Source organism: Gordonia hydrophobica NBRC 16057 (assembly GCF_001592365.1).
Taxonomy (GTDB): Bacteria; Actinomycetota; Actinomycetes; order Mycobacteriales; family Mycobacteriaceae; genus Gordonia; species Gordonia hydrophobica.
Map to the genome: position 1 here is coordinate 105,025 of NZ_BCWU01000007.1, position 24,880 is coordinate 129,904.

General features: G+C 68.8%; 22 protein-coding genes. 10 read left to right on the forward strand and 12 right to left on the reverse strand.

Annotated elements, in window-relative coordinates:
• Window positions 1-105: 105 nt before the first annotated feature.
• Window positions 106-960 (forward strand): NmrA family NAD(P)-binding protein, encoded by an 855-nt coding sequence (locus GH2_RS13040; protein WP_066168710.1) that lies wholly within the window; start codon window positions 106-108, stop codon window positions 958-960.
• Between the two features lie 23 nt (window positions 961-983).
• Here GH2_RS13040 and GH2_RS13045 read toward each other — a convergent pair whose 3' ends face one another.
• The 4 genes from GH2_RS13045 to GH2_RS13060 form a co-directional block, all read right to left on the reverse strand.
• Entirely contained in the window at window positions 984-2,264 is a 1,281-nt protein-coding gene (locus GH2_RS13045) for a M18 family aminopeptidase (protein WP_244885386.1), read from the reverse strand.
• Window positions 2,265-2,290: 26 nt separating this feature from the next.
• Complete coding sequence (purQ, locus tag GH2_RS13050; RefSeq protein ID WP_066168716.1) at window positions 2,291-2,971, reverse strand: phosphoribosylformylglycinamidine synthase subunit PurQ; 681 nt, start codon at window positions 2,969-2,971, stop codon at window positions 2,291-2,293.
• A 6-nt stretch (window positions 2,972-2,977) separates the two neighbouring features.
• On the reverse strand, window positions 2,978-3,217 hold the full coding sequence (gene purS, locus GH2_RS13055; RefSeq protein WP_066168719.1) for a phosphoribosylformylglycinamidine synthase subunit PurS: 240 nt from the start codon (window positions 3,215-3,217) through the stop codon (window positions 2,978-2,980).
• A 104-nt stretch (window positions 3,218-3,321) separates the two neighbouring features.
• The gene (locus GH2_RS13060; RefSeq protein WP_066168722.1) at window positions 3,322-3,813 is read right to left on the reverse strand and encodes a glutathione peroxidase; all 492 of its coding nucleotides are present in this window, start codon (window positions 3,811-3,813) and stop codon (window positions 3,322-3,324) included.
• Window positions 3,814-3,893: 80 nt separating this feature from the next.
• Between GH2_RS13060 and GH2_RS13065 the strand changes: the two genes are divergently transcribed.
• Window positions 3,894-4,373: a MarR family winged helix-turn-helix transcriptional regulator gene (locus GH2_RS13065; protein WP_066169196.1), complete on the forward strand. Its 480-nt coding sequence runs from the start codon at window positions 3,894-3,896 to the stop codon at window positions 4,371-4,373.
• Between the two features lie 13 nt (window positions 4,374-4,386).
• Window positions 4,387-5,946: a DHA2 family efflux MFS transporter permease subunit gene (locus tag GH2_RS13070; protein WP_066168725.1), complete on the forward strand. Its 1,560-nt coding sequence runs from the start codon at window positions 4,387-4,389 to the stop codon at window positions 5,944-5,946.
• Between the two features lie 249 nt (window positions 5,947-6,195).
• Here the strand turns inward: GH2_RS13070 and GH2_RS13075 are convergent, their stop codons facing one another.
• From GH2_RS13075 to purB, 3 genes are read right to left on the reverse strand one after another with little or no spacing between them, the layout of a single operon-like run.
• Window positions 6,196-8,331, reverse strand: a complete 2,136-nt coding sequence (locus GH2_RS13075; RefSeq protein WP_066169198.1) for a S9 family peptidase — start codon at window positions 8,329-8,331, stop codon at window positions 6,196-6,198.
• Complete coding sequence (locus GH2_RS13080; protein WP_066168728.1) at window positions 8,328-9,215, reverse strand: phosphoribosylaminoimidazolesuccinocarboxamide synthase; 888 nt, start codon at window positions 9,213-9,215, stop codon at window positions 8,328-8,330. The genes GH2_RS13075 and GH2_RS13080 overlap by 4 nt, the downstream gene beginning before the upstream one ends.
• 8 nt (window positions 9,216-9,223) lie before the next feature.
• Window positions 9,224-10,651, reverse strand: coding sequence for an adenylosuccinate lyase (gene purB, locus GH2_RS13085; protein WP_066168731.1), 1,428 nt, complete (start codon window positions 10,649-10,651; stop codon window positions 9,224-9,226).
• 168 nt (window positions 10,652-10,819) lie between these two features.
• Between purB and GH2_RS13090 the strand changes: the two genes are divergently transcribed.
• The 4 genes from GH2_RS13090 (at window position 10,820) to GH2_RS13100 (ending at window position 12,729) form a co-directional block, all read left to right on the forward strand.
• A complete protein-coding gene (locus tag GH2_RS13090) occupies window positions 10,820-11,080 on the forward strand; it encodes a metal-sensitive transcriptional regulator (RefSeq protein WP_066168734.1) in 261 nt (86 codons plus the stop codon).
• 37 nt (window positions 11,081-11,117) lie between these two features.
• On the forward strand, window positions 11,118-11,513 hold the full coding sequence (locus GH2_RS13095; RefSeq protein WP_066168737.1) for a DUF302 domain-containing protein: 396 nt from the start codon (window positions 11,118-11,120) through the stop codon (window positions 11,511-11,513).
• A gap of 42 nt (window positions 11,514-11,555) precedes the next feature.
• Complete coding sequence (locus GH2_RS21760; protein ID WP_169802455.1) at window positions 11,556-11,693, forward strand: DUF8730 family Cys-rich protein; 138 nt, start codon at window positions 11,556-11,558, stop codon at window positions 11,691-11,693.
• A gap of 79 nt (window positions 11,694-11,772) precedes the next feature.
• Entirely contained in the window at window positions 11,773-12,729 is a 957-nt protein-coding gene (locus tag GH2_RS13100; RefSeq protein WP_066168740.1) for an alpha/beta hydrolase-fold protein, read from the forward strand.
• A 28-nt stretch (window positions 12,730-12,757) separates the two neighbouring features.
• Here GH2_RS13100 and GH2_RS13105 read toward each other — a convergent pair whose 3' ends face one another.
• The 5 genes from GH2_RS13105 to GH2_RS13125 form a co-directional block, all read right to left on the reverse strand.
• Entirely contained in the window at window positions 12,758-13,450 is a 693-nt protein-coding gene (locus tag GH2_RS13105; protein WP_066168743.1) for an LppP/LprE family lipoprotein, read from the reverse strand.
• Between the two features lie 108 nt (window positions 13,451-13,558).
• On the reverse strand, window positions 13,559-14,812 hold the full coding sequence (gene purD / locus GH2_RS13110; RefSeq protein ID WP_066168746.1) for a phosphoribosylamine--glycine ligase: 1,254 nt from the start codon (window positions 14,810-14,812) through the stop codon (window positions 13,559-13,561).
• Between the two features lie 33 nt (window positions 14,813-14,845).
• Window positions 14,846-16,069: a low temperature requirement protein A gene (locus GH2_RS13115; RefSeq protein ID WP_307825411.1), complete on the reverse strand. Its 1,224-nt coding sequence runs from the start codon at window positions 16,067-16,069 to the stop codon at window positions 14,846-14,848.
• A 129-nt stretch (window positions 16,070-16,198) separates the two neighbouring features.
• The gene (locus tag GH2_RS13120; protein ID WP_066168755.1) at window positions 16,199-18,328 is read right to left on the reverse strand and encodes an ArnT family glycosyltransferase; all 2,130 of its coding nucleotides are present in this window, start codon (window positions 18,326-18,328) and stop codon (window positions 16,199-16,201) included.
• Window positions 18,325-19,593, reverse strand: coding sequence for a bifunctional glycosyltransferase family 2/GtrA family protein (locus tag GH2_RS13125; protein WP_066168758.1), 1,269 nt, complete (start codon window positions 19,591-19,593; stop codon window positions 18,325-18,327). Before GH2_RS13125 ends, GH2_RS13120 begins: the two co-directional genes overlap by 4 nt.
• A gap of 300 nt (window positions 19,594-19,893) precedes the next feature.
• On the opposite strand from GH2_RS13125, the gene GH2_RS13130 reads away from it, so the two are divergent.
• From GH2_RS13130 to GH2_RS13140, 3 genes are all read left to right on the forward strand, one after another.
• Window positions 19,894-21,993: a RecQ family ATP-dependent DNA helicase gene (locus tag GH2_RS13130; RefSeq protein ID WP_066168761.1), complete on the forward strand. Its 2,100-nt coding sequence runs from the start codon at window positions 19,894-19,896 to the stop codon at window positions 21,991-21,993.
• Between the two features lie 220 nt (window positions 21,994-22,213).
• Window positions 22,214-23,698 (forward strand): serine/threonine-protein kinase, encoded by a 1,485-nt coding sequence (locus tag GH2_RS13135; protein WP_066168764.1) that lies wholly within the window; start codon window positions 22,214-22,216, stop codon window positions 23,696-23,698.
• Between the two features lie 12 nt (window positions 23,699-23,710).
• Window positions 23,711-24,862 carry a serine/threonine-protein kinase gene (locus GH2_RS13140; protein ID WP_066168765.1) on the forward strand — a complete coding sequence of 384 codons (1,152 nt, stop codon included), beginning with the start codon at window positions 23,711-23,713 and terminating at the stop codon, window positions 24,860-24,862.
• Window positions 24,863-24,880: the final 18 nt, after the last annotated feature.

Consider the following 24,880-nt stretch of genomic DNA (forward strand, 5'->3'; position numbering starts at 1 on the left):
GCTGCCATCGTACGCTCGTTCTTTTGCCTGTGCTTACGATCACCATTGCACATTACTTTTAGTAAGTGCATGATGATTGGGAACCAACCGACGAAGGGACATCTCATGACGACCTACGCAGTGACAGGCGCCACCGGCGGACTCGGCGGCAGCGCCGTGACCGCACTCATCGAGCGCGGCGTCGCCCCCGGCGACATCGTGGCCGTGGTGCGCAACCAGGCCAAGGCCGACGCATTGACGTCCGCAGGCGTGACGGTCCGCGTCGCCGATTACACCGATCCCGCGGCGCTGCGCTCAGCGCTGGCCGGCGTCGACAAGCTACTCCTGGTGTCGGGTTCCGAGGTGGGCCAACGGCTGCCGCAGCACACCAACGTCATCGGGGCCGCAGAAGCCGCACAGGTCGGCTTGATCGCGTACACGTCCATCCTGCGCGCCGACGACACTCCGCTCGCGCTCGCCGACGAACACGCAGCGACCGAGAAGCTGCTCGCCGACAGCGGCATCGACACGGTGCTGCTGCGCAACGGCTGGTACTCCGAGAACTATCTCCAGTCGCTCGCCCCCGCACTGGAGTCGGGTGTGTTCGCGGGCAGTGCGGGCACCGGCTCCGTGGCCCCGGCATCGCGCGCCGACTATGCGGACGCCGCCGCAGCAGCGCTGCTCACCGCGCCGGCGGGTGCGATCTTCGAGCTCGCGGGCGACGAGCACCTGACGTATGCCGACATCGCTGCCACGTTCGCCGCGGTCGGCGGCAAGCCGGTCGCCTACCAGGATGTTCCCGAAGCCGACTACGCGGCCGCTCTGGAGGGCGCGGGGATCCCCGGACCGTTCGCCGCGATCCTCGCGAACTCCGACGCAGGCGCCGCGAAGGGCGCCCTCGACTCCACGTCGACCGACCTCGCGGACCTGCGCGGGAAGCCGTCGACTCCGTTCGCCGAGGTCGTCAAGGCCGCACTGTAACCGCGTCGGAACGCGGGGGTCGTTCAGCGGCGCAGGAACGCCGCCAACGCCGCCGAATACATCGCGACGTCGGCCGTGCCCATCAGTTCGCGTGCACTGTGCATCGCGAGCTGCGGCGCGCCGACGTCGACGGTCAGCAGTCCGGTCCGAGTCGCGGTGAGCGGTCCGATGGTCGAGCCGCACGGCAGGTCGGCGCGGTGGATGTACCGCTGCAACGGCACCTCGGCGTCACGACAGGCGAGCGCGAACTCGGCCTCGCCGACCGCGTCGGACGCATATCGGAGATTCTGGTTCACCTTCAGGACCGGGCCGCCGTTGACGGCGATCCGATGAGACGGCTCGTGACGATCCGGGTAGTTCGGATGCGTGGCGTGCGCCATGTCGCCCGAGACGCAGATGCTGGCGGCCATCGCACGGAAGAAATCGTCCCGGTCGCCGCCGGTGGCCGCCACAATCCGCTCGCAGACGGTGACCAGGAAATCCGACGATGCTCCCCGCTCGGAGCCGGAGCCGACCTCTTCATGGTCGAACAGCACCAGCATCGAGATCGCATCGGCGGACGGCTCGGCGTCGAGCAGCGCACGCAGCCCCGCATAGCAGGTGCCCTGGTTGTCCAACCGCGGCGCGCTCAGCAGATCCTGCTCGGCGCCGATGATGCGCGACGGCGTCACATCGTGCGTCATGAGCTCCCAGCCCAGCACGGCGTCCGCGTCGACGTCCGCACGCTCGGCGACGAACGCCAGCAGCGACTGCGCTTCGCCGACACTGCGAACCGCGTCGACGTGCCGCTGCGGATCCAGACTCACGCCCTTGCGGTCCTCCGACAGGTGGATCGCCAGCTGCGGGACTCGCAGGATCGGCTCGTCGATCGTCACGAGTCGGAGGGCGACGGCGCCGTCCGAGTCCTCGTAGGCCAGGCGTCCCGACAACCCGAGGTCGCGGTCGAGCCACGAGTTCAACCAGGCGCCGCCGTACGGCTCGAGCGCGACGGTCGCCAGGCCCGCGCTGGTGCGGTCCGGATGCTGTTTGACGCGCAGGTTGGGACTGTCGGTATGCCCACCGATGATCCGGAAACGGGGCGCACGACGCATCAGGGTGGCCCCGACCGCGTCGGCGTTCCAGGCGATGATCGAACCGCCGCGCATCACGTAATGGCGACCGATCGAGTCCGTCCACCGATCGGTCTCCGACAGCCGCTCGTACCCGGCGGCGTCGAGCGCCGCGGCCACGGTGGCACAGACGTGGAACGGCGACGGCGAGGCGTCGATGAAGTCACCGAGCCCCGCCGCGCTTGCCGTTGACACTGCCGCAGAAGTTGTCACTGTGCTGCTCAGACTGCCGCGAGCACCGCGTCCAGTGCCGAGTAGAACAGGCCGAGACCGTCGTCGCTCGGGCCGGTCAGCGCTCCGATCGCGTGCTCCGGGTGCGGCATGAGACCCACGACGCGCCCGTTGGCGCTGGAGACACCGGCGATGTCGAGGCTCGACCCGTTGGGATTGTCGCCCGCGTAGGTGAACGCGATGCGTCCCTCGCCCTTCAGTTCCTCGAGTGTCCGCTCGGAGGCCACATAGCGTCCTTCACCCGACTTCAGCGGGATCAGGATCTCGGCGCCGACCTCGTAGCGGGACGTCCACGCAGTGGTGTTCGACTCCACCCGCAGCCACTGGTCGCGGCAGACGAAATGGAGCCCCTCGTTACGCGTGAGAGCGCCCGGAAGCAGCCCCGCCTCACAGAGGATCTGGAATCCGTTGCAGATGCCGAGCACCGGCATGCCGCGTTCGGCGGCCGCGACCACCTCGCCCATGACGGGAGCGAACTTCGCGATGGCGCCGCACCGCAGGTAGTCGCCGTACGAGAAGCCACCCGGAACGACGACGGCGTCGACGTTCTTGAGGTCGGCGTCGCCGTGCCAGAGGTTGACGGCTTCACCGCCCGCCGTGGTGACGGCGCGCGCCGCGTCGACGTCGTCGAGCGTGCCGGGGAAGGTGATGACTCCGATGCGAGCAGTCATGTGCGCCTACTCCGCGACGCGCGAGACGTTGAAGTTCTCAATGACCGTATTGGTCAGGAGTTCTTCGGCGATCCGCTCCAGCGCAGCGTCGTCGACAGAGTCGTCGACTTCCAGCTCGAAGCGCTTTCCCTGACGGACGTCGGCGACGCCCGCGAATCCCAGACGCCCGAGCGCCCCGACGATGGCCTGTCCCTGCGGGTCCAGGATCTCGGCCTTGGGCATCACATCGACAACTACACGCGCCATTCGCCGCACTGCTCCTCACACCGATGGTGTCGAATGTCCGGCCCGAGCGGACCGGACGGTTACGCGCTTACTCTACCTGCCGATCGGCCGGCCGCAGACACTCCCTAACCGAGCGCGGCTTCGATGGCCGAGATGACTTCCGGGGCGTCGGGTTCGGTCCGCGGACGGAACCGTCCGGCGACGCTGCCGTCGGCCGCGACGAGGAACTTCTCGAAGTTCCACTGGATGTCGCCCGCCTCGCCGTTCGCGTCGGCGGTCTGCGTGAGTTCGGCGTACAGCGGGTGGCGGTCGTCGCCGTTGACGTCGGTCTTCTCCAGCAGCGGGAAGGTGACACCGTAGGTGGTCGAGCAGAAGCTGGCGATCTCTTCGGAGGTGCCGGGCTCCTGGCCCATGAACTGGTTGCACGGAACGCCGACCACGGTGAGTCCACGGTCGCCGTAGTCCTTCTGCAACTTCTCCAGAGCGGTGTACTGCGGAGTGAGTCCACATTTGGAGGCGACGTTCACCACGAGGAGCGGACCGGTGAGATCCGCGAGCGAGAATGCGCCGCCGTCGAGTGCGCGGACCGGGATGTCTTTGATGTTGGCGTGACCCATGCCCCACAGGATAGCGCCAGTGCGCGAAGTCACCAGTCATTGCGTTGCAGCAATAGTTGCGCGAGCGTAAGTTCTTGCAGGTGTCGAATTCTCCAACCTCCGTCGAGGCCTGCACCAGCACGCTGGTGCAGTTCCTCGATCGGGTCGCGGCACGCGCCTCCTGCAGCACCGTCGACCGTGTCGCCGCCACCGACTTGACCCTCTCGCAGCTCCGCATGCTGATGGTCCTGTCGCGCAGCGACCACGACTTATCGGTGAACGAACTGGCCGACGCCGTCTGTCTGTCGCTCGCGGCAGCCGGTCGCGGCGCCGATCGTCTGGTGGCCGCCGATCTCATCGTCCGACGCGAAGATGAGACCGACCGTCGCGTGAAGCGGTTGTCGTTGTCCGAACATGGACGCGAACTCGTTCACACCAAGTTCCGGATGCGGGCCGACGATCTCGCATGCATCGTCACCGAGATCCCCGACGATGTCCGCACCGATCTGCAGTCTGCTCTGGCGGCGGCCCTCGAGTCCATCGCTCCACCCCCGACCTCCGCTACTTCTGACCGTTCCTAGCAAAGGACACCTCATGACCACCTCCCCACCGGGAGCAGCCAGCGACAAGCTGGATCGCGGCGTCTTCGTCATCGCGGGCGTCGTCGTTCTGGGCGCCATCATGTCGATCCTCGACGTCACCGTCGTGTCGGTCGCGCAGCCCACCTTCATCACCGAGTTCGATACGTCGACGGCGGGTGCCGCCTGGTCGATGACCGGGTACACCCTGGCCCTCGCTGCGGTCATCCCCGCAGCCAGTTGGGCGGCGTCACGCTTCGGCACCAAGCGCGTCTACATGGCGTCGCTGATCCTGTTCCTCATCGGCTCCATCCTGTGCGCCCTGGCGTGGAACATCGGCTCGCTGGTCGCGTTCCGCGTGATCCAGGGCTTCGGCGGCGGCCTCCTCATGCCGATCGGCATGATGATCATGACCCGCGCGGCAGGCCCGGAGCGGGTCGGCTCGGTCATGGCCGTCCTCGGCATCCCGATGCTGCTCGGCCCGATCATGGGACCGATCCTCGGCGGTTGGCTGATCGAGATCGCCTCGTGGCACTGGGTCTTCCTGATCAACGTCCCGATCGGCGCGATCGCGCTGGTCTACGCCTTCTTCGCGCTTCCCGGCGGCGATGAGGAGCCCGGCAAGAAGATCGACGTGCCCGGCCTGCTGATGCTCTCGCCCGGCCTGGCGCTGTTCCTGTTCGGTGTCTCGTCGAGCGCCGAGGAGCAGACCTTCAACGCTCCGCGCGTCTACATTCCGATGATCATCGGCGCCATCCTCATCGCGATGTTCGTCCGCCACGCGTTCCGCACCACCAATCCGCTGCTGGACCTGCGGTTGTTCCGGAACACCACGCTGCGCGGCGCGGTCATCACGATGTCGCTGTTCGCGATCGCCTTCTTCGGCGCTTCGCTGCTGTACCCGCAGTACTTCATCATCGTCCGCGGTGAGAGCACGCTCGCCGCTGGTCTGCTGCTGGCCCCACAGGGTCTCGGCGCCATGCTGACCATGCCGATCGCAGGCAAGCTCACGGACAAGATGGGTCCCGGCAAGTTCGTCCTCGGCGGCCTGGTCCTGATCGCCATCGGCGTCGGCGCATTCATCGCACTCGGTACCGACACCTCGTACTGGTACCTGTGCGGCGCCCTGTTCATCCAGGGCCTCGGCATGGGCATGACCATGATGCCGATCATGACCGCCGCACTCGCGACGCTGCGCGGCGGCGAGATCGCCGACGGCTCCACGCTGATGAACGCCGTTCAGCAGACCGCGGCGTCGATCGGCACCGCCGTCATCACCGTCATCTTCACCACCATGCTGATGCCGCTCTCGCGCGCGGTGATGCAGGCCGGTGGCGACCAGGCGCGCGTCGGCAAGGCGATGGTCGAGAACGGTGTCAACGTCTCGGATCCGGCCGCCGTCCAGGCTGCCGGCGCGGATGTCATCTCCGACATCGCCTCCACCTACGGCAACACGTTCATCGTGGCCACGGTACTGGTCGCACTCACCCTGATCCCGGCCTACTTCCTGCCCCGCAAGAAGATGGTCGTCGAGGGCGATGCCGACGAGCAGCAGGTGCCCGTCACGATGCACTGAGCGAGGTCCGCACCGCGCAACCACCGATTCGGCGTCACTGGTCCTTCGACCGGCGGCGCCGAATCGTCGTTGCCGGGACCATCCGTGCAGCGACACTCGCAGAAATGGTGCTCGGAAGCGGCGCTGGGCCGCTCCCGAGCACCATTTCTGTTCTCTTCTGTCATCGGCGGAGGAAGAACGACCTCGCTCGCTGAGTCCAGGACTGCGGCGGAAGTTCGGTCATGACTTCGCACGCCCCGTGTTTCGACTCTATTCCGCCAGCGCGCCGGCCTTCTCCAAGATCCAGGCCAACTCGAAGGCCGTCTCCTCCCACTGCTTGTACCGGCCGGAGACGCCGCCGTGGCCTGCGGACATCTCGGTCTTGAGCAGCACCGGATTGCCCGAGGTGGTGGACTCCTGCAGCCGCGCCACCCATTTCGCCGCCTCCACGAAGAGGACGCGGGTGTCGTGCAGGGAGTTCTCGGCGAGAATCGACGGGTAGGGCTTCGCGGTCACGTTCTCGTACGGCGTGTACGACTTCATGTACGCGTACACCTCGGGATCGTGGAGCGGATCGCCCCACTCGTCCCACTCGATCACGGTCAGCGGCAGCGACGGGTCGAGGATCGAGTTCAGCGCATCCACGAACGGCACGGCGGCCAGGATGCCGTTGAACAGCTCCGGAGCCAGGTTGACGACGGCGCCCATCAGCAGTCCGCCCGCGCTGCCGCCCTCGGCGACCAGGTGCTCGGGCGAAGTCCAGCCGGTCTCGATGAGATGCCGCGCGACGTCGACGAAGTCGGTGAAGGTGTTCTTCTTGGTGAGCGTCTTCCCGTTCTCGTACCAGAGCCGACCCATCTCGCCGCCGCCGCGAATGTGCGCGAACGCCATCACCATGCCGCGGTCGAGCATCGACAGCCGTGCCACCGAGAAGCCGGGGTCCAGGCAGGTCTCATACGAGCCGTATCCGTACAACAGCATCGGACTCGGCGTGCTCTGGTCCAGATCGCGGCGGAACACCAGCGACACCGGGATGCGCGTCCCGTCGGCGGCCACCACCCACTCGCGGACCGCCGTGTAATCGGCCGGGTCGTAACCGCCGAGCACCGGCTGCCTGCGCAGCAGCGTGCGCTCCCCGGTCGCGACGTCGAGGTCCAGCACCTCGGCCGGATCCACATAGCTCGCGTAGCCGACGCGGAGTTTCGGGGTGCCCCACTCGGCGTTGGCGCCGAGCCCAGTTGATCGCAGCTCCTGGTCGAAGGTCACTTCGACGAAGTCGTCGACCGTCGGCAGCCCGTCGATGCCGCGGAGATCGGCGATCGCCACGCGCGGCAATGCGGCCTCCCGGTACGACAGCACCAGGTAGTCGCGGAAGCAGTCGACGTCCTCGATACGACGGCCCGGCTGATGCTCGATCAGTGTCTGCCGCGCGCTGAAATCGTCGACGGGGACCACGTCGACGGCGAAGTCGACGGCACCCTGCGCATTGTGGACGACGACGAACCAGTCCTCGCCTCCGATACGCGCGTGCTCGACCGAGTACTCCACGCCCTCGACACGGCCGGCGACGCTGACGAACTCACCGGTCGGGTCGTCGGCCCGCAGCACATAGGCCTCGGCGGTGATCTTGGATCCGACGCCGATCACCAGGTACTCGTCGCTCTGCGTGGTCCCGATGCCGACCCAGTACCGCTCGTCCGGCTCGTGGAACACCTGCACATCGGATTCGGTGGAGCCCACCTCGTGCCGCCAGACGCTGTCGGGACGCCATGCGTCGTCGACGGTCTGATAGAAGACGTACCGGGCGTCGAGCGACCAGGTGGCGCCCGCGGAGATGTTCTCGATCGTGTCCGGCAGCAGTTCGCCGGTCGTCAGGTTCTTGATCCGCAGCGTGTATCGCTCATCGCCCTTCACGTCGACGCTGTACGCCAGCCACTCGCCGTCGTGGCTCACCGACATCGCGCCCAGACTGAAGAACTCGTGCCCCTCCGCTTCGGCGTTGGCGTCGAAGAAGACGTGCTCGCCGGGCAGGTCGACGCCGGGGGTCACCTCGGGGGGAGTCCAGTCGTCGTCGGAGCGGATCGGGCACCGTGCCCGGACACCGTAGGCGAGGCCTTCGGTGGTGCGGGTGAAGTACCAGTACTTGCCGCTGCGCGTCGGGACGCTCATGTCGGTCTCTTGGACCCGGGACTTGATCTCGCCGAAGATGTCGCTGCGCAGCGACGCCAGGTGCGCGGTCTGGGCGTCGACGAATGCGTTCTGCCCCTCCAGATAGGCGATTACCTCGGGATCGTCGGCGTTCCGGAGCCACTCGTAGTCGTCGACGAAGACGTCGCCGTGGTGCTCGCGCGGTGCGGGGACCTTCTTGGCGACCGGAGGGGCCACCGGGTTCGACGCGGCCGTCACGCGTCGAACCACTCGTCGAACGACAGTCCCGAGATCCGCTCGTACGCCTCGATGTAACGGGCGCGCGTCCGCTCGACGACGTCGTCGGGCAGGGCGGGCGGCTGCTGTTCAGACCCGCGGTCCCACCCGGAGTCCGGACCGGTGAGCCAGTTGCGGACGATCTGCTTGTCGAAGCTCGGCTGGACCACACCCGGCTGGTAGGTCGCAGCGTCCCAGTAGCGCGACGAGTCCGGAGTGAGCACCTCGTCGGCGAGGACCAGGGAGCCGTCGGGTGCTTGGCCGAACTCGAACTTGGTGTCCGCCAGGATGATCCCGCGTTCGGCCGCGAGATCGGCGCCACGACCGTAGATGTCGAGGGTGCGTTCGCGCAGCGCAGTCGCGAGCTCCTCGCCCACCTGGTTCGCGACGTGCGCAAAGCTGACGTTCTCGTCGTGATCGCCCATCGCGGCCTTGGTCGCGGGAGTGAAGATCGGCGCGGGAAGCTTGTCGGCCTCGCCCAGACCGGCGGGCAGCTCCACGCCGCAGACGGCGCCGGTGGCGTTGTAGTCGACCAAGCCCGAGCCGGTCAGGTAGCCACGGGCGACGCACTCCACCTGCACCATCGGCAGTTTGGTGACGACCATCGAGCGACCGACGAGGCCCGCCGGGATGCGCGCGTCGTCCGGTCCGCCCGCGAGATGGTTCGGGACGCCGAGCCGGTCGAACCAGAAGAAGCTCGCCGCGGTCAGGATCCGCCCCTTGTCGCGGATCGGGGTGTCGAGAATGAAGTCGTACGCCGAGATGCGATCGGACGCGACCAACAGCAGGGTGGCGTCGTCGATCTCGTAGATGTCGCGGACTTTGCCGGACGCGACATGCCGGTAATCGGACAGCGTGGGTCGCATGAGATCTCCTAGAGGATCGGGGCGGGCGCGTAGGCGGCGGCGTCGGGGTGCTTCGCGACCCACTCGGCGGCCTGCGCGACCACCTGCGCGACCTGCGCTTCTGCCGCGCCGACGAACGCCGACTTGTCGGCGATCAGCGCGTCCAACTGCCCGCGGTCGAGCGGAATGCGGTCGTCGGCGGCCAATCGGTCGAGGAGGTCGGGCTCCCGACCCTCCTCACGCATGGCGAGCGCGACGGCGACGGCGTTCTCCTTGATCGCCTCGTGCGCCGTCTCGCGGCCGACCCCAGCCCGCACCGACGCCATCAGCACCTTGGTGGTGGCGAGGAACGGCAGGTAACGATCGAGTTCGTTCGCGATCACCTCGGGGTACGCACCGAACTCGGCGAGCACCGTCAGGAAGGTCTCCATCAGGCCGTCGATCGCGAAGAACGCATCTGGCAGCGCCACGCGGCGGATCACCGAGCAGTAGACATCGCCTTCGTTCCACTGGTTGCCCGCGAGCTCGCCGGTCATCGACGCGTAGCCCCGCAGGATCACGGTGAGACCGTTGACGCGCTCGCAGCTGCGGGTGTTCATCTTGTGCGGCATCGCCGAACTGCCGACCTGGCCGGGCTGGAAGCCCTCGGTGACCAGCTCGTGCCCCGCCATCAGCCGGATGGTGGTGGCCAGCGACGACGGCCCGGCGGCGACCTGCACCAGCGCCGAGACGACGTCGTAGTCCAGCGACCGCGGGTACACCTGGCCGACGGAGGTGAAGGCGTTGGCGAACCCGAGGTGGGCGGCCACCGTGGATTCGAGTCGAGCGAGTTTGTCGGCATCGCCGTCGAGGAGGTCCAGCATGTCCTGGCTGGTGCCCATCGGTCCCTTGATTCCGCGGAGCGGGTAGCGGGCGATCAACTCCTCGATGCGGGTGAGCGCGACCATGAGCTCGTCGGCGGCGGTGGCGAACCGCTTGCCGAGGGTGGTGGCCTGCGCCGCGACGTTGTGACTGCGGCCGGCCATGACGATCGACGCGTACTGCGCCGCCCGCTCGGTGATGCGGGCGAGGGTGGCGACACCGTGGTCGCGCACGTGCGTCAGCGACAGGAGGACCTGCAGCTGTTCCACGTTCTCGGTGAGATCCCGGCTGGTCATGCCCTTGTGGATCTGCTCGTGTCCGGCGAGGGCGTTGAACTCCTCGATCCGCGCCTTGACGTCGTGGCGGGTCACGCGCTCGCGGTCGGCGATCGACGCGAGATCGACGGTGTCGATCACTCGCTCGTAGTCGGCGATCGCCTCGGCGGGGACCTCGATGCCGAGGTCTCGCTGCGCCTTCATGACGGCGATCCAGAGCTGTCGTTCCAAGACGATCTTGTGCTGCGGCGACCAGATCTCCGCGAGGCTCGCGGACGCGTAGCGACTGGCCAGGACATTGCTGATAGCAGGTTTACCCACGGCGGACAGTCTATGGCATGGCCGCACCGCCACCGCACGCGCGAAGTCCGCCCGTCCGGCCTCACGGCCCCGGCCGCACGCCCGCATCCTCGGATTCATCGCACCGCACGACAAGCACAGTCGCCCAACTAATACCCCTAGGGGTATAGTGGCGGCAAGGAGGATTCCATGCAAACCGATGCCGAATCGACCACCGCGGTGCTGAACCGCCTACGTCGTGCGCAGGGACAACTCGGCGGCGTGATCGCCATGATCGAGGACGGTCGCGACTGTAAAGACGTGGTGACCCAACTCGCTGCCGTCTCACGCGCCCTCGACAAAGCGGGTTTCAAGATCATCGCGACCAATCTCCGCGAGTGTCTCACCGCCGAGAGCGACGAGGGACCCGACCTCGAGACGCTCGAGAAACTGTTCCTCACCCTGGCGTGAGGACTCCGACGCATCGCCCAACCGAACAGGAGAAGACATGTCCATCGCTATCGCCACCACCGTCGACGCACCGCTCACCGAAGCCGTCGACCGCACCAGGGAAGCCCTCGCCGCGCAGGGATTCGGCGTCCTCACCGAGATCGACATGGCGGCCACGCTCAAAGCCAAGATCGGCGAGGACATCGAGGAGTACGTCATCCTCGGCGCCTGCAACCCGCCCCTCGCCCATCGAGCCGTGACCGCCGAGCGACAGATCGGCCTGCTGCTGCCCTGTAACGTCGTAGTCCGCGCCGACCGCGACGACCCGAGGCGCAGCATCGTCGAGGCGATGAACCCGCAGGTGATGATGACGGTCATCGACAACCCCGACCTGGTGAGCGTGGCCGACGACGCGACCGCGAAGCTGACCGCCGCCGTCGAGTCCCTGACCTGACCTCCCGAACACGCAAGCCCCGATCCCCTCCAAGGAGTTCCCATGTGCTTCCCCGTGACCTGTCCGAGCTGCAGCAAGATCACCTGGGACGGCTGCGGCGAGCACGTCGCCGACGTGCTCGGGCCGGTGCCCGACGACCAGCGCTGCCACTGCCCCGACCCTCGCCTCACCACTGCCTGAGGCCACGACCTGAGCCGTCCCGTGTGACCCGTGCGACGGACGCGGGGGCACGCGCGGAGGAGGTAGACTAGCGCCCCGTATGGCTTCCTGGAATCGACTTCCGACACCCGCCGCGACCGCCGCCGACCCTTCGGCGTCGTCGCGGCGTCCGCTGTCCCGTCGATCGCTGCTCGGCGGCGTCGCGGGGCTGGCCGCGCTCGGCGGAATCGCTGCGTGCACGACCTCGGAGACCTTCGATCCGCAGGTCGCCGCCGACATCGGCGGCGACGATCAACTCCCCCTCGACCCGGCGCCGGAGATCCCCGACGACCCTCCCGTCGTCACCGGCAGTTTCGTCTCCCAGCGCATGGCGGGACGACCGACCCGGTGGGCCGCGTCGCGACCGAACGGCGTGACCGGGGAGCTCCCCGTCGTGATCGTCGCACACGCGCTGAACACCAATGAGCGAAGCATCTTCGGCACGGCGCTCAACATCCAAGGCGTGGTGCAGCAGTACGTCGACGCGGGCAACCCGCCGTTCGCGGTCGCCAGTGTCGACGTCGGACGCAACTACTTCCACGCCCGGAGCGACGGCGCAGACGGCGCCGCGATGATCCTCGACGAATTCATCCCGATGCTGGAGAACAGCATCGACCTCAACCTCCGCACCGATCGGATCGGGTTGTACGGATGGTCGATGGGCGGTTACGGCGCGCTCCGGATCGGGGCCCTGCTCGGCTCGCCGCGGGTCGCAGCGATCGCCGCGAGCTCCCCCGCACTGTGGGGCGACCCCAACAACTTCCCACCCCGCGCCTTCGACTCGTACGCCGACTACCAGGCCAATTCGCTGTTCGGCCAACAGCACGCGTTCAGCAAGATCCCGGTGCTGCTCTCGATCGGCATGGCCGACCAGTTCTACACGTACACCCGGCAGTGGGCCGCCGACCTGCATCCGCCCGCGGCGTTCTCGACGACCCCGGGCGGCCACACCAACCGCTTCTGGCGGTCGGTCCTGCCCGAACAGATCGAGTTCCTGGGCCGGAACCTGGCCCGCTGACGGCGCGCCGTCCCTCGCCGCACCCGACCTACGTCTCGGGCGGGAACTGCCCGGTCCGCGAGATCTGCCCGCCCGACAGCGTCACCGTCACTGTGCTGGGACCGCCCTGCGGACAGCAGAACGGATCCTCGTCGCGCAGCCAGCGGTAGCGGACGGTCACCGAGTCCAGTGTGTCGCCGGCGATCGACGTGTACGAGTACTCGTGCGGTTCCACGGTGCCCAGATACTGTCCGTTGCCGAAGAGCAGGACGCGCGAGGTGTAGGTCGCGTCGTTGAAGCCGCTGCCGTTGACGATCATCCAGTCGAGGCCGCAGCCGCCCGACACCGGATGATTGCTCGCCCCCTGCGGCTGCCACGCGCCGCCGTTCGAGTCGGTGCCGAGTGTCGCGATCGCGTCCTGCGCGAGCTGCGAGTTCAGGTCGAAGCAGAGACCGTGCCCGCTGCCGGGGCGATCCGCGGCGGGGGTGGAGATCTGCGGAGTGGAGATCGGCGGAGTCGAGACAGGTGCGGGTTCGGTCGCGCGCGGCCGGGTGTTCGCGGTCGTCGGTTCCGGAACGACGGTCGCATCGCTGCCGTCGCTGGAACCGACGTCATCGGTGGCCGACGCCGGGTGCTGCGTCGACTCCGCCGTCGGGCTCGAATCCAGTCCGCCGCACGCGCTGAGCACGAGCCCCAGCACCATCGCTCCGACGGCTCCGCGCGTCACATCGAGAAGTTTCATGTCGCCTCCACGGTTCCCACCCGACCTGTGGAGTACGTCGACCGGCGACCCTACTGCGTGACCGCCGTGTCATTCATCGAGACGACGCCCGCAGGCGAAACCCGCGGACTACAGGCTGATGCGTCCCTCTTCAGCGGCCTTGCCGATGTCGGTGCGGAAATGCGAGCCTGCGAGCTTCACGCCGGCGAGGCGCTCGTAGGCCTGGGCGCGAGCGGCGGCCAGATCGGCGCCACGGCCCACGATCGACAGCACGCGACCGCCCGACGAGACGATCTCGCCGGACTCGCTGACCGCGGTGCCCGCGTGCAGCACGCCGTCGGCGGCGGCGCCGCTGATCGGGTCGCCGGTGCGCGGGCGGCCCGGATAGTTCTCTGCGGCCAGCACCACGACGACGGCGGCGCCGTCGTGCCACTGGAGCGGCGGCAAGTCCGCGAGGGTGCCACGCGCGGTGGCGGCGAGTGCCTCACCGAGCGGGGTCTGCAGCAGCTCGAGGATCGCCTGCGTCTCCGGATCGCCGAAGCGGCAATTGAACTCGACGACCGCAGGGCCTTCGTCGTCGACGGCCAACCCGGCGTACAACAGCCCGTTGAACGGGGTGCCGCGCTTGACGAGCTCCGCGGCCACCGGCTTGCAGACCTCGTCGACGATGCGGGTCACCATCGCGTCCGGCAGCCACGGCAGCGGCGTGTAGGCGCCCATCCCGCCGGTGTTGGGACCGCGGTCGCCGTCACCGACGCGCTTGTGGTCCTGGGCGGGCAGCAGCGGAACCACGGTGTCGCCGTCCACCAGGCAGAACAGCGAGACCTCCGGGCCGGAGAGGAAGCTCTCCAGCAGGACCGGGTGTCCGTTCTCCAAGCAGTCCGCGGCGTGGGCGCGGGCCGCGGCGCGGTCGGGTGTCACGACGACGCCCTTGCCCGCGGCCAGGCCGTCGTCCTTGACCACCCAGGTGGGACCGAAGCGGTCGAGGGCGGCGTCGAGCGCGGCGGGGTTGTCGACGATCTCGGCGCGCGCGGTGCGGACGCCCGCTGCGGCCATGACGTCCTTGGCGAAGGCCTTGGAGCCCTCGATCTGCGCCGCCTGCGCGCCGGGGCCGAACACGGCGAAGCCCGCCGCGCGGAGTGCATCGGCCACGCCGAGGACCAGCGGGACCTCGGGTCCGATGACCACGAGGTCGGCCGCGATCTGCGTCGCGAGCGCGACGACGGCGTCGGCGGAGGCGACGTCGACCGCATGATTGGTCGCCACCGCAGCGGTGCCGGCGTTGCCGGGCGCCGCATGCAGGTCCGTCACCGACGGATCACGGTCCAAACCGAGCAGAAGGGCATGTTCGCGGCCGCCCGAGCCGATCACGAGTACGCGCACGACGTTCAGCGTAATGGGTACCGGCGACCGGCTCTACGACGACCGTTCCGATGGTGCGCGGCCACGGCGTGCCGTCAGTTCCACGAGCAGGACCGGCAGCACCGGCGCCAGGCAGCCGACGACGGTCGCGACCAGCAGTCCACCGCCCGCGGCGACGACCGCGACAGCGCTGACCAGGGGCAGAGCCGTCGCCACGACGAGCGGGATCAGCAGGGCGTCGGACCCGGCGAGGAAGTAGTACATCGCGATGGTGCCGAAGCAGAAGATCGCGAGCGGAATCGCGCCGGACAACAGCACGGCCATCTCCGGAATCCGGGTCTCGCCGTCGAGCCACATCGCGACCAGGTGGACCCCGGTGCCGACGGCGGCGCAGCCGATGAAGATCGCCATGCTGCCGTAGCCGAACACGAAGCATTTTCCGGGATTCTCGCCGAGCGGTCTGCCGACTTCCAGCCGGAAGTAGAGCCACCACATCGCGAAGGTGAGTCCCATGGCCGCGAGGCCGAGCACGGCGGTCTCGACGCTCCAGCCGGTGCGATCGATGATCGCCTGCAGAACGGCGACGGTACCGACGACGCCCTCGCCGAGCGTGATGACGACGAGCGTCGAATACCGTTCGACGATGTGCCCGGGATGCCACGGCGTGCGGCGGAACCGAGTCTCGGCGATGCCCGGTCCCAGGAGTTCGAGCACCACGCAGACGACGATCCCGATCAGGGTCGGCCCCAGGGTCAACGGTTCCACCGCGACGATGATCCAGCCGACCTGCGCGACGGCGGTCATGCCTGCGTAGGTCAGGCAGGTCGCACGCCATTCGCGTGCCTGGGCCGCGGCACGGAGCCACTGCACGATCATCGCCACGCGCATCACCATGTAGCCGATGACGACCACCGTGAGGTCGACGTGTGCGTTCGCATCGATCGACGCGAACACCGGGGGCAGTCCGATCGCGATGATGGCGACGCCGACCATCTGCAGCAGGGTCAGCATCCGGTAGATCCAGTCGTCGGTGTCGAACGCGGATGCGAACCAGGCGAAGTTGATCCACGCCCACACCGAGGCGAACGTCGAGAGCAGATATCCGACGATGGCCGCCCGGTAGTGGCCCTGCGCCAGGTACTCGGCGAACTGCGTGCCCGCGATGGAGAAGGCGACGACGAAGACGAGGTCGTAGAACACTTCCAGATCGCTCGGACCGCGACCGTCCTCGGCGGGGTCGCGGCCGGTCATCCGGCGAAGGGAGGTCGACACGCTCACCCGGATGACAATAGACCGACGTCGCCGCCGGTGCGCGCAACCCGGAAGGGCACCGGACCGACGGCACCGGACCCGATGACACGGGGTCATCGGGTCCGGTGCTCGCCGAATCGGTTACTTCGACATCGGTTACTTCGACGCGGTCAGGTCGTACAGCGTCACTCCGTCGACGGTGGTCGTGGTGAAGTTGGCAGCCACCCACTCACTGATCTCCGACGAGGACCGGCTGCCGCCCATGCCGCCTTCGCCGCCCATCCCACCGCGGTTGCTCGCGATGAAGTAGTGGATCTTGTTCTCCGACACCAACTTCTTGAACTCGTCGAGCGTCGGCGACGGGTCGGTCCCGTTGAAGCCGCCGATCGGCATCACCGAGTACCCGCTGGAGATCTGGTAGCCGGACGCCTCGTTGGAGCCGACGGCCGCAGCCACCCAGGTGTACTGGTCGGCGTCGGTCCGCAGCAGTGCGACCATCTCGTCCGACGGCGTCGATCCGTTGAGGAGTCCGCCGCCGGGGCCGCCGTTCATGCCGCCGGAGCCTTCGCCGCCGTTCTGCCCGCCCATGCCGGGCAAGCCGTTCGGCGGGACGCCGGGGAAACCGGTCTGCTGACCGCGCTGGGCGCCGTTCATGCCAGGAGGCTGGTTGCCCCCGCCGCGCGGACCGCCTCGACCACCGGGGCCGAACTCGCCGTCGACCTGCGGGCCCGCACTGATGATCGATCCCTGCTTGGCCGTGCTGACGGTGTCGAGCGTGTAGGCCAGCGGTCCGGCGAGACCGGCGAGGATCGCCGCGGTCACGGCCGCCGTCGCCACGGCCCGTCGCTGAGCCAGCAGCATGAGGGCGCCGCCGAGGAGGCCGACGATCAGGACGACGAAGCGCAGCCATCCGGCGAAGTCCGCCGACCGGTTCAGCAGCACGAAGCCCCAGATCGCGGCGGTCCAGGTCGCGGCGACGAGGACCAGTCGGACCCACAGCCGTTCGCGTTCACGCCAGCAGAGGACGGCCGCGCCGGCGACGACGGCGGCGATGCCCGGAGCGATCGCTGCGGTGTAGTAGCTGTGGAAGATGCCCGCCATGAAGCTGAAGACGCTGATCATGGTGACGGCCCACAGTCCGAACACGGTGAGGAAGGCGCGCCGCAGGTCGGTGCGCGGGGCGCGACCGATCAGCACCAGCGCCGCGATCGCGAGGATCGCCGCGGACGGGATCAGCCAGGCGATCTGGCCGCCCTGTGCGGCCTCGAACATCCGGAACACACCGGTCGAGCCCCACATGCCGCCGCCTCCGGCACCACCCGGTCCGCCGCCCTGCCCGGCCATCTCGGCCGCGGCACTGCCCATTCCGCGCATGCGGCCACCGCCGTCGCCGCCACCGCCGACGCTGCCGGTCTCGTTGCCGTCGAGGCGACCGATGCCGTTGTAGCCGAGGGTCAGTTCCAGAATCGAGTTGTTCTGCGAGCCACCGATGTAGGGGCGGCTCGAGGCCGGCCACAGTTCCACGGTCAGGATCCACCAGCCCGCGCTGACGATCAACGCGCCGAGCGATGCGAACAGATGGCCCAGTCGACGCAGCCAGGTCCGCGGACCGAACGCCAGGTACGTCACCGCCATCGCGGGGACGATCAGCATCACCTCGAGCTGCTTGGTGAGGAAGCCGAAGCCCACCGCCACACCGGCGGCGATCATCCACCGCACACTGTGCGTCGGCTTGTCCGGGGTCCCCGGTTCCATCGCCCGGAGAACCGCGCCGACGGCTGCGATCATCAGCAGGATCAACAGTGCTTCGGGATTGTTGAAGCGGAACATCAAGGCCGCGACCGGCGTCAGCGCCAGGACCACGCCGGCGCCGATGCCCGCCCAGTGGCCGAAGTAGCGGCGGGTGATCAGGTACAGCAGTGCGACGGACGCGACGCCCATCAGCACCTCGGGCACCAGCACCGACCACGAGTTGAGCCCGAACACCCGCACCGAGAGCGCGGGGATCCACAGGGAGGCGGGCGGTTTGTCGACGGTGATGGAGTTCGCCATGTCGGACGATCCGAAGAACCATGCCTTCCACGACTGCGAGCCCGCCTGGATGGCGGCCGTGTAGAAGGAGTTGGCCCACCCGTTGATCGACAGGTTCCACAGGTAGAGGACGGTGGTGCCGAGCAGCAGCGTCGCCAGCGACGCTCTCCGGATCAGGCCCGAGCGGTCGGGCCGATCGGGTTCGGCGGGTTGGGCGTCGGCCGGTTGTGGCCGATCGAGGACGGTCGCAGTCATGCGGCACTCCGTTCAGTGGTGAGGTCAGCGCCGCGGCGACGGAAGATCCACCGCAGCCCGACGAAGCGGGTGGCGGTCGCGACGAGGTTCGAGACGACGAGGACGGTCAGTTCGACGGCATGCGAGGCGTCCGGACTCCAGCGGTGCAGCGCGAACAAGGAGCCCGCGGTCACCAGCCAGCCGAACAGGAACACGCCCCAGCCGAACAGGTGGTGGCGCGCGCGGTCCGCCGCGCCGCGGACGCCGAAGGTGAAGCGTCGATTGGCTGCGGTGTTGAGCACCGCGGTGATCGCGAGGGCGAGGAAGTTCGCGGCCTGGGCGCCCAGCGGACGCAGCAGCAGGAACAGCAGCGCGAAGGCCAGCGTGGAAGCGATGCCGACCGCGCAGAAGCGTGCGAGCTGTCCCACCATGCCGTACGGCACGCCCTCGATCGCCGGGCCGGGCAGCCGCTCGCGGCCGAGCGTGCGCCGGAGTTCGGCGACCGGGATGCGGCCGGTGGCCAGCGCCCACGCCACCCGAACGCAGCCGCGCAGGTCGGCGACGGCGGTCGCGACGATGTCGACGGAGCTGTCCGGGTCGTCGATCCAGTCGACGGGCACTTCCGCGATGCGGAGGCCGACGCGTTCGGCGAGGACCAGCAGTTCGGTGTCGAAGAACCAGCCGGTGTCCTCGACGTACGGGAGCAGCGTGCTCGCGACGTCGGTGCGCATCGCTTTGAAACCGCACTGCGCATCGGAGAACCGGGCGCGCATCGCAGTCCGCAGAATCAGGTTGTACGAGCGCGAGATGAACTCGCGCTTGGCGCCGCGCACCACCCGCGACGAGTGCGACAGTCGCGTGCCGATCGCGATGTCCGAATGTCCGGAGATCAGTGGCGCGATGAGCGGCATCAAGGCGTTGAGGTCGGTCGAGAGGTCCACGTCGCAGTAGGCGACCACCTCGGCGTCGTCCTCGCTCCACACCTGGTTCAGTGCGCGGCCGCGGCCCTTGAGCTCCAGGTGGACCACGCGCACACCGTCCAGTTCCGCGGCGAGGCGGTTCGCGATCGCCAGCGTCTGGTCCGTGCTCGCATTGTCGGCGACGGTGATCCGCGACGGATAGGGCACGTGATCGGCGAGGTGCCGGTGCAGTCGACGCACCGACGTCTCGAGGTCGGCCTCTTCGTTGTAGACCGGCATCACCACGTCGACGACGGGTCGGTCGGGTTCCGGGATCGCGGCCCGGGGATCGACGCCCGCGTCCACGCTGCTCAGCAATTCTGTCATGGTTAAGAGAATCGGGGGGTTCGCTCCGGCGGCCCTGGGGCTCGACTGGCAGGTTCCTGTGAATCGTTGCGCCGGCGATCAGCAGACCTGTGGACAACGCATTCGTCGGTGTCGCAGCGCGCAGCTAGGGCATGTCTCCTCAATCCCTTGCGTGGGATCGGCGGATCAGATGTGCGTCCGGCAAGGCGGAGGAGGGAGGCATAGCGGTAGCTATGTCGACCGACGACAACGCAGCCGGGCGTGCATCTGGCCGTCGAGACCCGCAAAAGGATTGAGGAGACATGCCCTAGATTGAGCGACATGAGCACGCAGCAGCCCGGACCGGAGCTCGATCCCCGACAGCGCACGATCGCCGACGGTGTCATCACCGCGCTCGCAGGCCCCGACGCCCGGCTTCGGGCCGACCAGGAGACCGCTGTCTCGGCCCTGGCCTCGCCCGGCGCACGCGTCCTGGTGGTGCAGGCGACCGGGTGGGGCAAGTCCGCCGTGTACTGGGCGGCGACGGCGGTCATCCGGGCGGCGGGCGGCGGACCGACGCTCATCGTGTCGCCGCTGCTGTCGTTGATGCGCGATCAGGTCGCGGCGGCCACCCGCGGCGGTCTCCGCGCGGCCACCGTGAACTCGGCGAACATCGACGAGTGGGCGACGGTGGAACGCGACCTGCTCGACGGCTCGCTCGACGTCCTCCTCGTCTCGCCGGAGCGGCTCGCCAACCCCGGGTTCGGTCGACGCGTGCTGGACGCGCTGGCCGGGCGGCTCGGACTGGTGGTGATCGACGAGGCGCACGCGATCTCCGACTGGGGGCACGACTTCCGGCCGGACTACCGACGCGTGTCCGACGTCCTGCAGACGCTCAATCCGCAGACGTCGGTGCTGGCGACCACCGCCACCGCCAACGCGCGCGTGACGGCCGACGTGGCCGCCCAACTCGGCGACGCCACGCTGGTGCTGCGCGGGCCACTGGCCCGTAAATCATTGCACCTCAACGTCATCGACGGCCTCGACCCGCTGCAGCGCTACGCCTGGGTGGCCCAGGAACTGCCGATGCTGCCCGGCTCGGGCATCGTGTACGTCCTCACCGTCGCCGACGCCGACCGGCTGGTGCAGGCGATCCGCGCGGTGCACGGCGACGACTATCGGGTGGCCGCCTACACCGGCGGCCTGCCCGCGGACGACCGCCATCGTCTGGAGGACGACCTGCTCGCCGGACGGGTCAAGGCGCTCGTCGCAACGTCGGCGCTGGGCATGGGGTTCGACAAGCCCGATCTCGGCTTCGTGGTGCATGTGGGCGCCCCGCCGTCGCCGGTGTCGTATTACCAGCAGGTCGGCCGCGCCGGTCGCGCGCTCGACGAGGCCGTCGTGATGCTGCTGGCCTCGACGCTCGACGATGCGATCTGGGAGCACTTCGCGACCGCGACGATCCCCGACCCCGCCCGGATGGAACGGCTCCTGGACACCCTCGCGAACGCCGCCGGTCCGATGACCGTCCCGGGTCTGGAGTCGGCCACCGGGATCCGCCGCGGCCGGGTGGAGTTGATGTGCAAGCAGTTGGCGGTCGACGGCGCGGTGGAACGCACCAGCGAGGGCTGGCTGATCACCGGCAGGCCCTGGCAGTACGACGCCGCCCACTACGACGGGGTGCTGGCGGTACGCCGACGCGAGGCCGACATCATGCGATCGTTCATCCACGGCGAGAAGTGCCTGATGCGTCTGCTCACCGAGTCGCTCGACGATCCGCGCGCCGAAGACTGCGGACGCTGCTCGGTGTGCCGCGGGGAGATCACCGCCGGCCTCGCCGAGGCGCCCGAACCGGACGTGGTCGCGACGGTCGGCGGGGTGCTGCGCCGGGACGCCGACGTCCTGGAGCCTCGCAAGATGTGGCCGGGAGGCGAGTTCGGCTCGCGCGGCCGCATTCCGGCTGCCGCCATGGCCGAGCCGGGCCGGATCCTCGCCTTCGCCGATGCACCGCAGTGGCGCGAGGTGCTCGATGCCGCCAAGGCCGGCGCCCCCGACGCGGTCGACCGCCTCGCCGACGCCGCCGTCGCCGTGGTGGCCCAGTGGGGTCGGACGTCCGGCGTTCGGCCCGACGTGATCTTCTCGCTCGACCTGACCGGCGGAGGTCTCGCGGAGGCGCTCGCCCAGCGCCTGCGGCAGGTAGGCCGTCGGCCCGGCGACGTCGTCCCCGTGCAGGGCGGGCAGCGGCCCGGCCGGGAGGCGACCGGTGCCACCGAGGCCGCCTATTGGCGCGACCGCATCGGCCCGATGCCCGCCGTCTCGGGGGCCGTGTTGCTCGTGGTGGACGAGACGAGCTCCGGCTGGCCGGTCACCCTCGCCGCCGCTGCATTGCGCGAGTCCGGAGCTTCAGCCGTGCTGCCACTGCTCATTCATCGGACTGCGTGACCGACAGAACGACGTCACCTCATCCTTGACCTCATTTGCGAGGGCGCGAATCTGACTCGAGGGTAGTCACTGAATCGGTCGACAAAACGGACTAATAGGGACCCCAAACTTTCCTTCACTCGCCGCGCGTCGTGGCGCTTCCCGGTGGCTATTGTGCGTTCATGGGTGGGCACGTCGAACGGGGCAGCGCGACGTCGGGATCGAAGGGAGTAGCGCGTTCATGGCGATCACAGTCGGTTCTGTCTTCGCCGACCGCGAGATCCTGCGCCCCCTCGGCAGCGGTGGAATGGGACAGGTGTTCCTCACCAAGAACCTCCGACTCGGGCGGCTCGAAGCGCTCAAGGTGATGCCGATCGGCAGTTCCGGAACACTGCCCCAACGTTTCGTCTCCGAGGCCACGACACTCGCCGCACTCGACCACCCCCACATCTCGACTGTCTATCAGTTCGGCGTGGACGACGACTATTTCTGGTACGCGATGAAGTATCTGCCCGGGGACGATCTGGAGAAGCAGATGCCGGTGTCGCGGCACGATGCGGTGACCGTCATCAGGCAGGTGGCTCAGGCACTGGACTACGCCCATTCGGTCGGCGTGATCCATCGCGACGTCAAACCGTCGAACATCCACATCCAACGTTCGGCGAACCGCGCGGTGAGCACGGCGACCGTCCTCGACTTCGGCGTGGCGAAGGTCGTCGGCGCCACGGCGCTGACCGAAGTCGATTCGTTCGTCGGAACCCTCAGCTATTCGGCTCCGGAGATGATCAGCGGCCACGACGGGACGGCGGCGGCCGATCAGTACTCGTTCGCGTGCACCGTCTACGAGATGCTGGTCGGGCACACGCCGTATTCGGCCCGAACGCTCACCGCGTTGATCGCCGCCCACGCGCAGGCGCCGGTCCCGAGCATCTCGTCGTACGACCCGAGCCTCGCGGCGTGCGACCCGGTCCTCATCCGCGCTCTGGCCAAAGATCCCCGGGACCGTTTCGCGACCTGCGGCGAGTTCGCCGATGCGCTGATCCGAGCGCTGGCGCCCTCACGGGTGGGGCGTGCGACCAACGAGCGGCACTTTCCTCCCGAGCGCCCGCCGTCCCTCCGGACGACCGTCGCACCGCCGGCCGGACGGGCCTCCGCGCCACCGCACCGGCTCGCCGACCAGGTGTTCGTCCGACGGCGCCGGATCGCGGGTCTGGCCCTGGGCGTGGTCGCGGCGCTGCTGGTGACCGTGGTCTTTCTCCTGCTCCGACCGAGTCCGCCGACAACGCCGACCGAGGCGCACGCCGACCCGTCGAGCAGCATCGCCCCGGAGACGACCCCCGACCCGATCGCGTCCGGTCCCGCCGCCCCTGACGCGCGTCTGCCGGGCACCTCGAGCGGACGGGTCGGCGCGGTGTGGGGGCTCGCCGTGGCGCCCACCGGGCAGACGTACCGGTTCAGCGACTACCTGGACCCGGAGTCGCTGATCGCCGCCGCGACGAAGAAGTGGGGCTACCAGGCCCAGACCTGGTCGCTGGTCTACTTCGAGAGCGGGTGCGCCAGCTTCGCCCGGCCCAACGCCGCGGCACGCGGAACCTTCGCCTACCAGTCGGGGATGGGTCCCGACTCGGCCGCCGCCGAAGCCACGGCGGCTGCGAAGGTGCTGCGGCATTCAGACAGTTCCAGCACCATCGTCGACACCCTGTGCGTCGGTGGCTACGACCGATGAGGAGCCGTCGACGTGGACGATGACCAGGAGAAGGAGTCGGAGACGCTGCTCCAGTCCGGTGACGAGTTCGCCGGATACACGATCATCCGACAGCTCGGACGGGGAGGCATGGGCGAGGTGTACCTGGCTCGGCATCCGCGACTGCCGCGGTCGGTGGCGCTGAAGGTACTGCGGCCGGTCCATCACCAGGACCGCGAATTCCGCCGCCGTTTCGCTCGCGAAGCCGATCTGGCGGCGTCCCTGGACCACCGCGGCATCGTCGCGGTGTACGACCGCGGCGAGCAGAGCGGGCTGCTCTGGATGTCGATGCAGTACGTCGACGGCCCGGACGCGGCGCGCTTGTTGCGGGAACACGGCGCGCTGGCTCCCGCCGTGGTCGCGGGGCTGATCCGCGACGTCGCCGCAGCGCTCGACTATGCGCACCGTCATCATGTGATCCACCGCGATGTGAAGCCTGCGAACATCCTGGTGCGGTCGGCGCCGACCGGCCCCGAAGCACTCATCGCCGACTTCGGGATCGCCGTCCCCACCGTCGACGCCACCCGGATCACCCTGATCGACAGTCTTGTCGGCTCCGTCGAGTACGCCGCGCCCGAGAGACTCACCGACAGCGGCGTGGATTCGCGCGCGGACCAGTACTCGCTCGGCTGCACCGCGTTCCAACTGCTGACCGGTGAGCTCCCGTTCTATCGGCCCACACTCGCCGAGAGCGTGATCGCGCACTTGTCGGCGCCGATGCCGTCGGTGTGCGCTCTGGTGCCGGGACTCGATCCGTCCGTCGATCGGGTGTTGAACCGGGCGCTGAGCAAGAACCGTGAGGACCGCTATCCGACCTGCCGCGAGTTCGCCGACGATCTGCTGAGGGCGGTGGGCGTCGGTCCGCAGACCTCGCGGCGGGCGCCGAGCCGTCCAGTCGGACCCGCGCAGCCGGCGCCCGCTGCGCCGCGGACGCCGGCTGCTCCGCCGACCCCGCCGCAGTCCACACACGTGCCCGGCCCCGTCGGCCACCGGATGACGGTGATCGACGCGTCGCTCGGTGAGATCCCGGCCGACGAGCGGCCTGCGCCGCCGCCGGACAGCGCCGGACCGGTGGTCCTGCGCTCCGCGATCATCGGGATGGCGGCGATACTGCTGCTCCTGACGATCATCGTCCTGGTGACGTAGGGGCCCGCGCCGCGCGGG

Coding starts and splice junctions, on each gene's coding strand:
- purS (WP_066168719.1), bottom strand. CDS start 3,217: ATGGCGCGTGTAGTTGTCGATGTGATGCCCAAGGCCGAGATCCTGGAC.
- GH2_RS13125 (WP_066168758.1), bottom strand. CDS start 19,593: ATGACAGAATTGCTGAGCAGCGTGGACGCGGGCGTCGATCCCCGGGCC.
- GH2_RS13130 (WP_066168761.1), top strand. CDS start 19,894: ATGAGCACGCAGCAGCCCGGACCGGAGCTCGATCCCCGACAGCGCACG.
- GH2_RS13120 (WP_066168755.1), bottom strand. CDS start 18,328: ATGACTGCGACCGTCCTCGATCGGCCACAACCGGCCGACGCCCAACCC.
- GH2_RS13040 (WP_066168710.1), top strand. CDS start 106: ATGACGACCTACGCAGTGACAGGCGCCACCGGCGGACTCGGCGGCAGC.
- GH2_RS13060 (WP_066168722.1), bottom strand. CDS start 3,813: ATGGGTCACGCCAACATCAAAGACATCCCGGTCCGCGCACTCGACGGC.
- GH2_RS13090 (WP_066168734.1), top strand. CDS start 10,820: ATGCAAACCGATGCCGAATCGACCACCGCGGTGCTGAACCGCCTACGT.
- GH2_RS13095 (WP_066168737.1), top strand. CDS start 11,118: ATGTCCATCGCTATCGCCACCACCGTCGACGCACCGCTCACCGAAGCC.
- GH2_RS21760 (WP_169802455.1), top strand. CDS start 11,556: ATGTGCTTCCCCGTGACCTGTCCGAGCTGCAGCAAGATCACCTGGGAC.
- GH2_RS13135 (WP_066168764.1), top strand. CDS start 22,214: ATGGCGATCACAGTCGGTTCTGTCTTCGCCGACCGCGAGATCCTGCGC.
- GH2_RS13080 (WP_066168728.1), bottom strand. CDS start 9,215: ATGCGACCCACGCTGTCCGATTACCGGCATGTCGCGTCCGGCAAAGTC.
- GH2_RS13105 (WP_066168743.1), bottom strand. CDS start 13,450: ATGAAACTTCTCGATGTGACGCGCGGAGCCGTCGGAGCGATGGTGCTG.
- GH2_RS13070 (WP_066168725.1), top strand. CDS start 4,387: ATGACCACCTCCCCACCGGGAGCAGCCAGCGACAAGCTGGATCGCGGC.
- purQ (WP_066168716.1), bottom strand. CDS start 2,971: ATGACTGCTCGCATCGGAGTCATCACCTTCCCCGGCACGCTCGACGAC.
- GH2_RS13100 (WP_066168740.1), top strand. CDS start 11,773: ATGGCTTCCTGGAATCGACTTCCGACACCCGCCGCGACCGCCGCCGAC.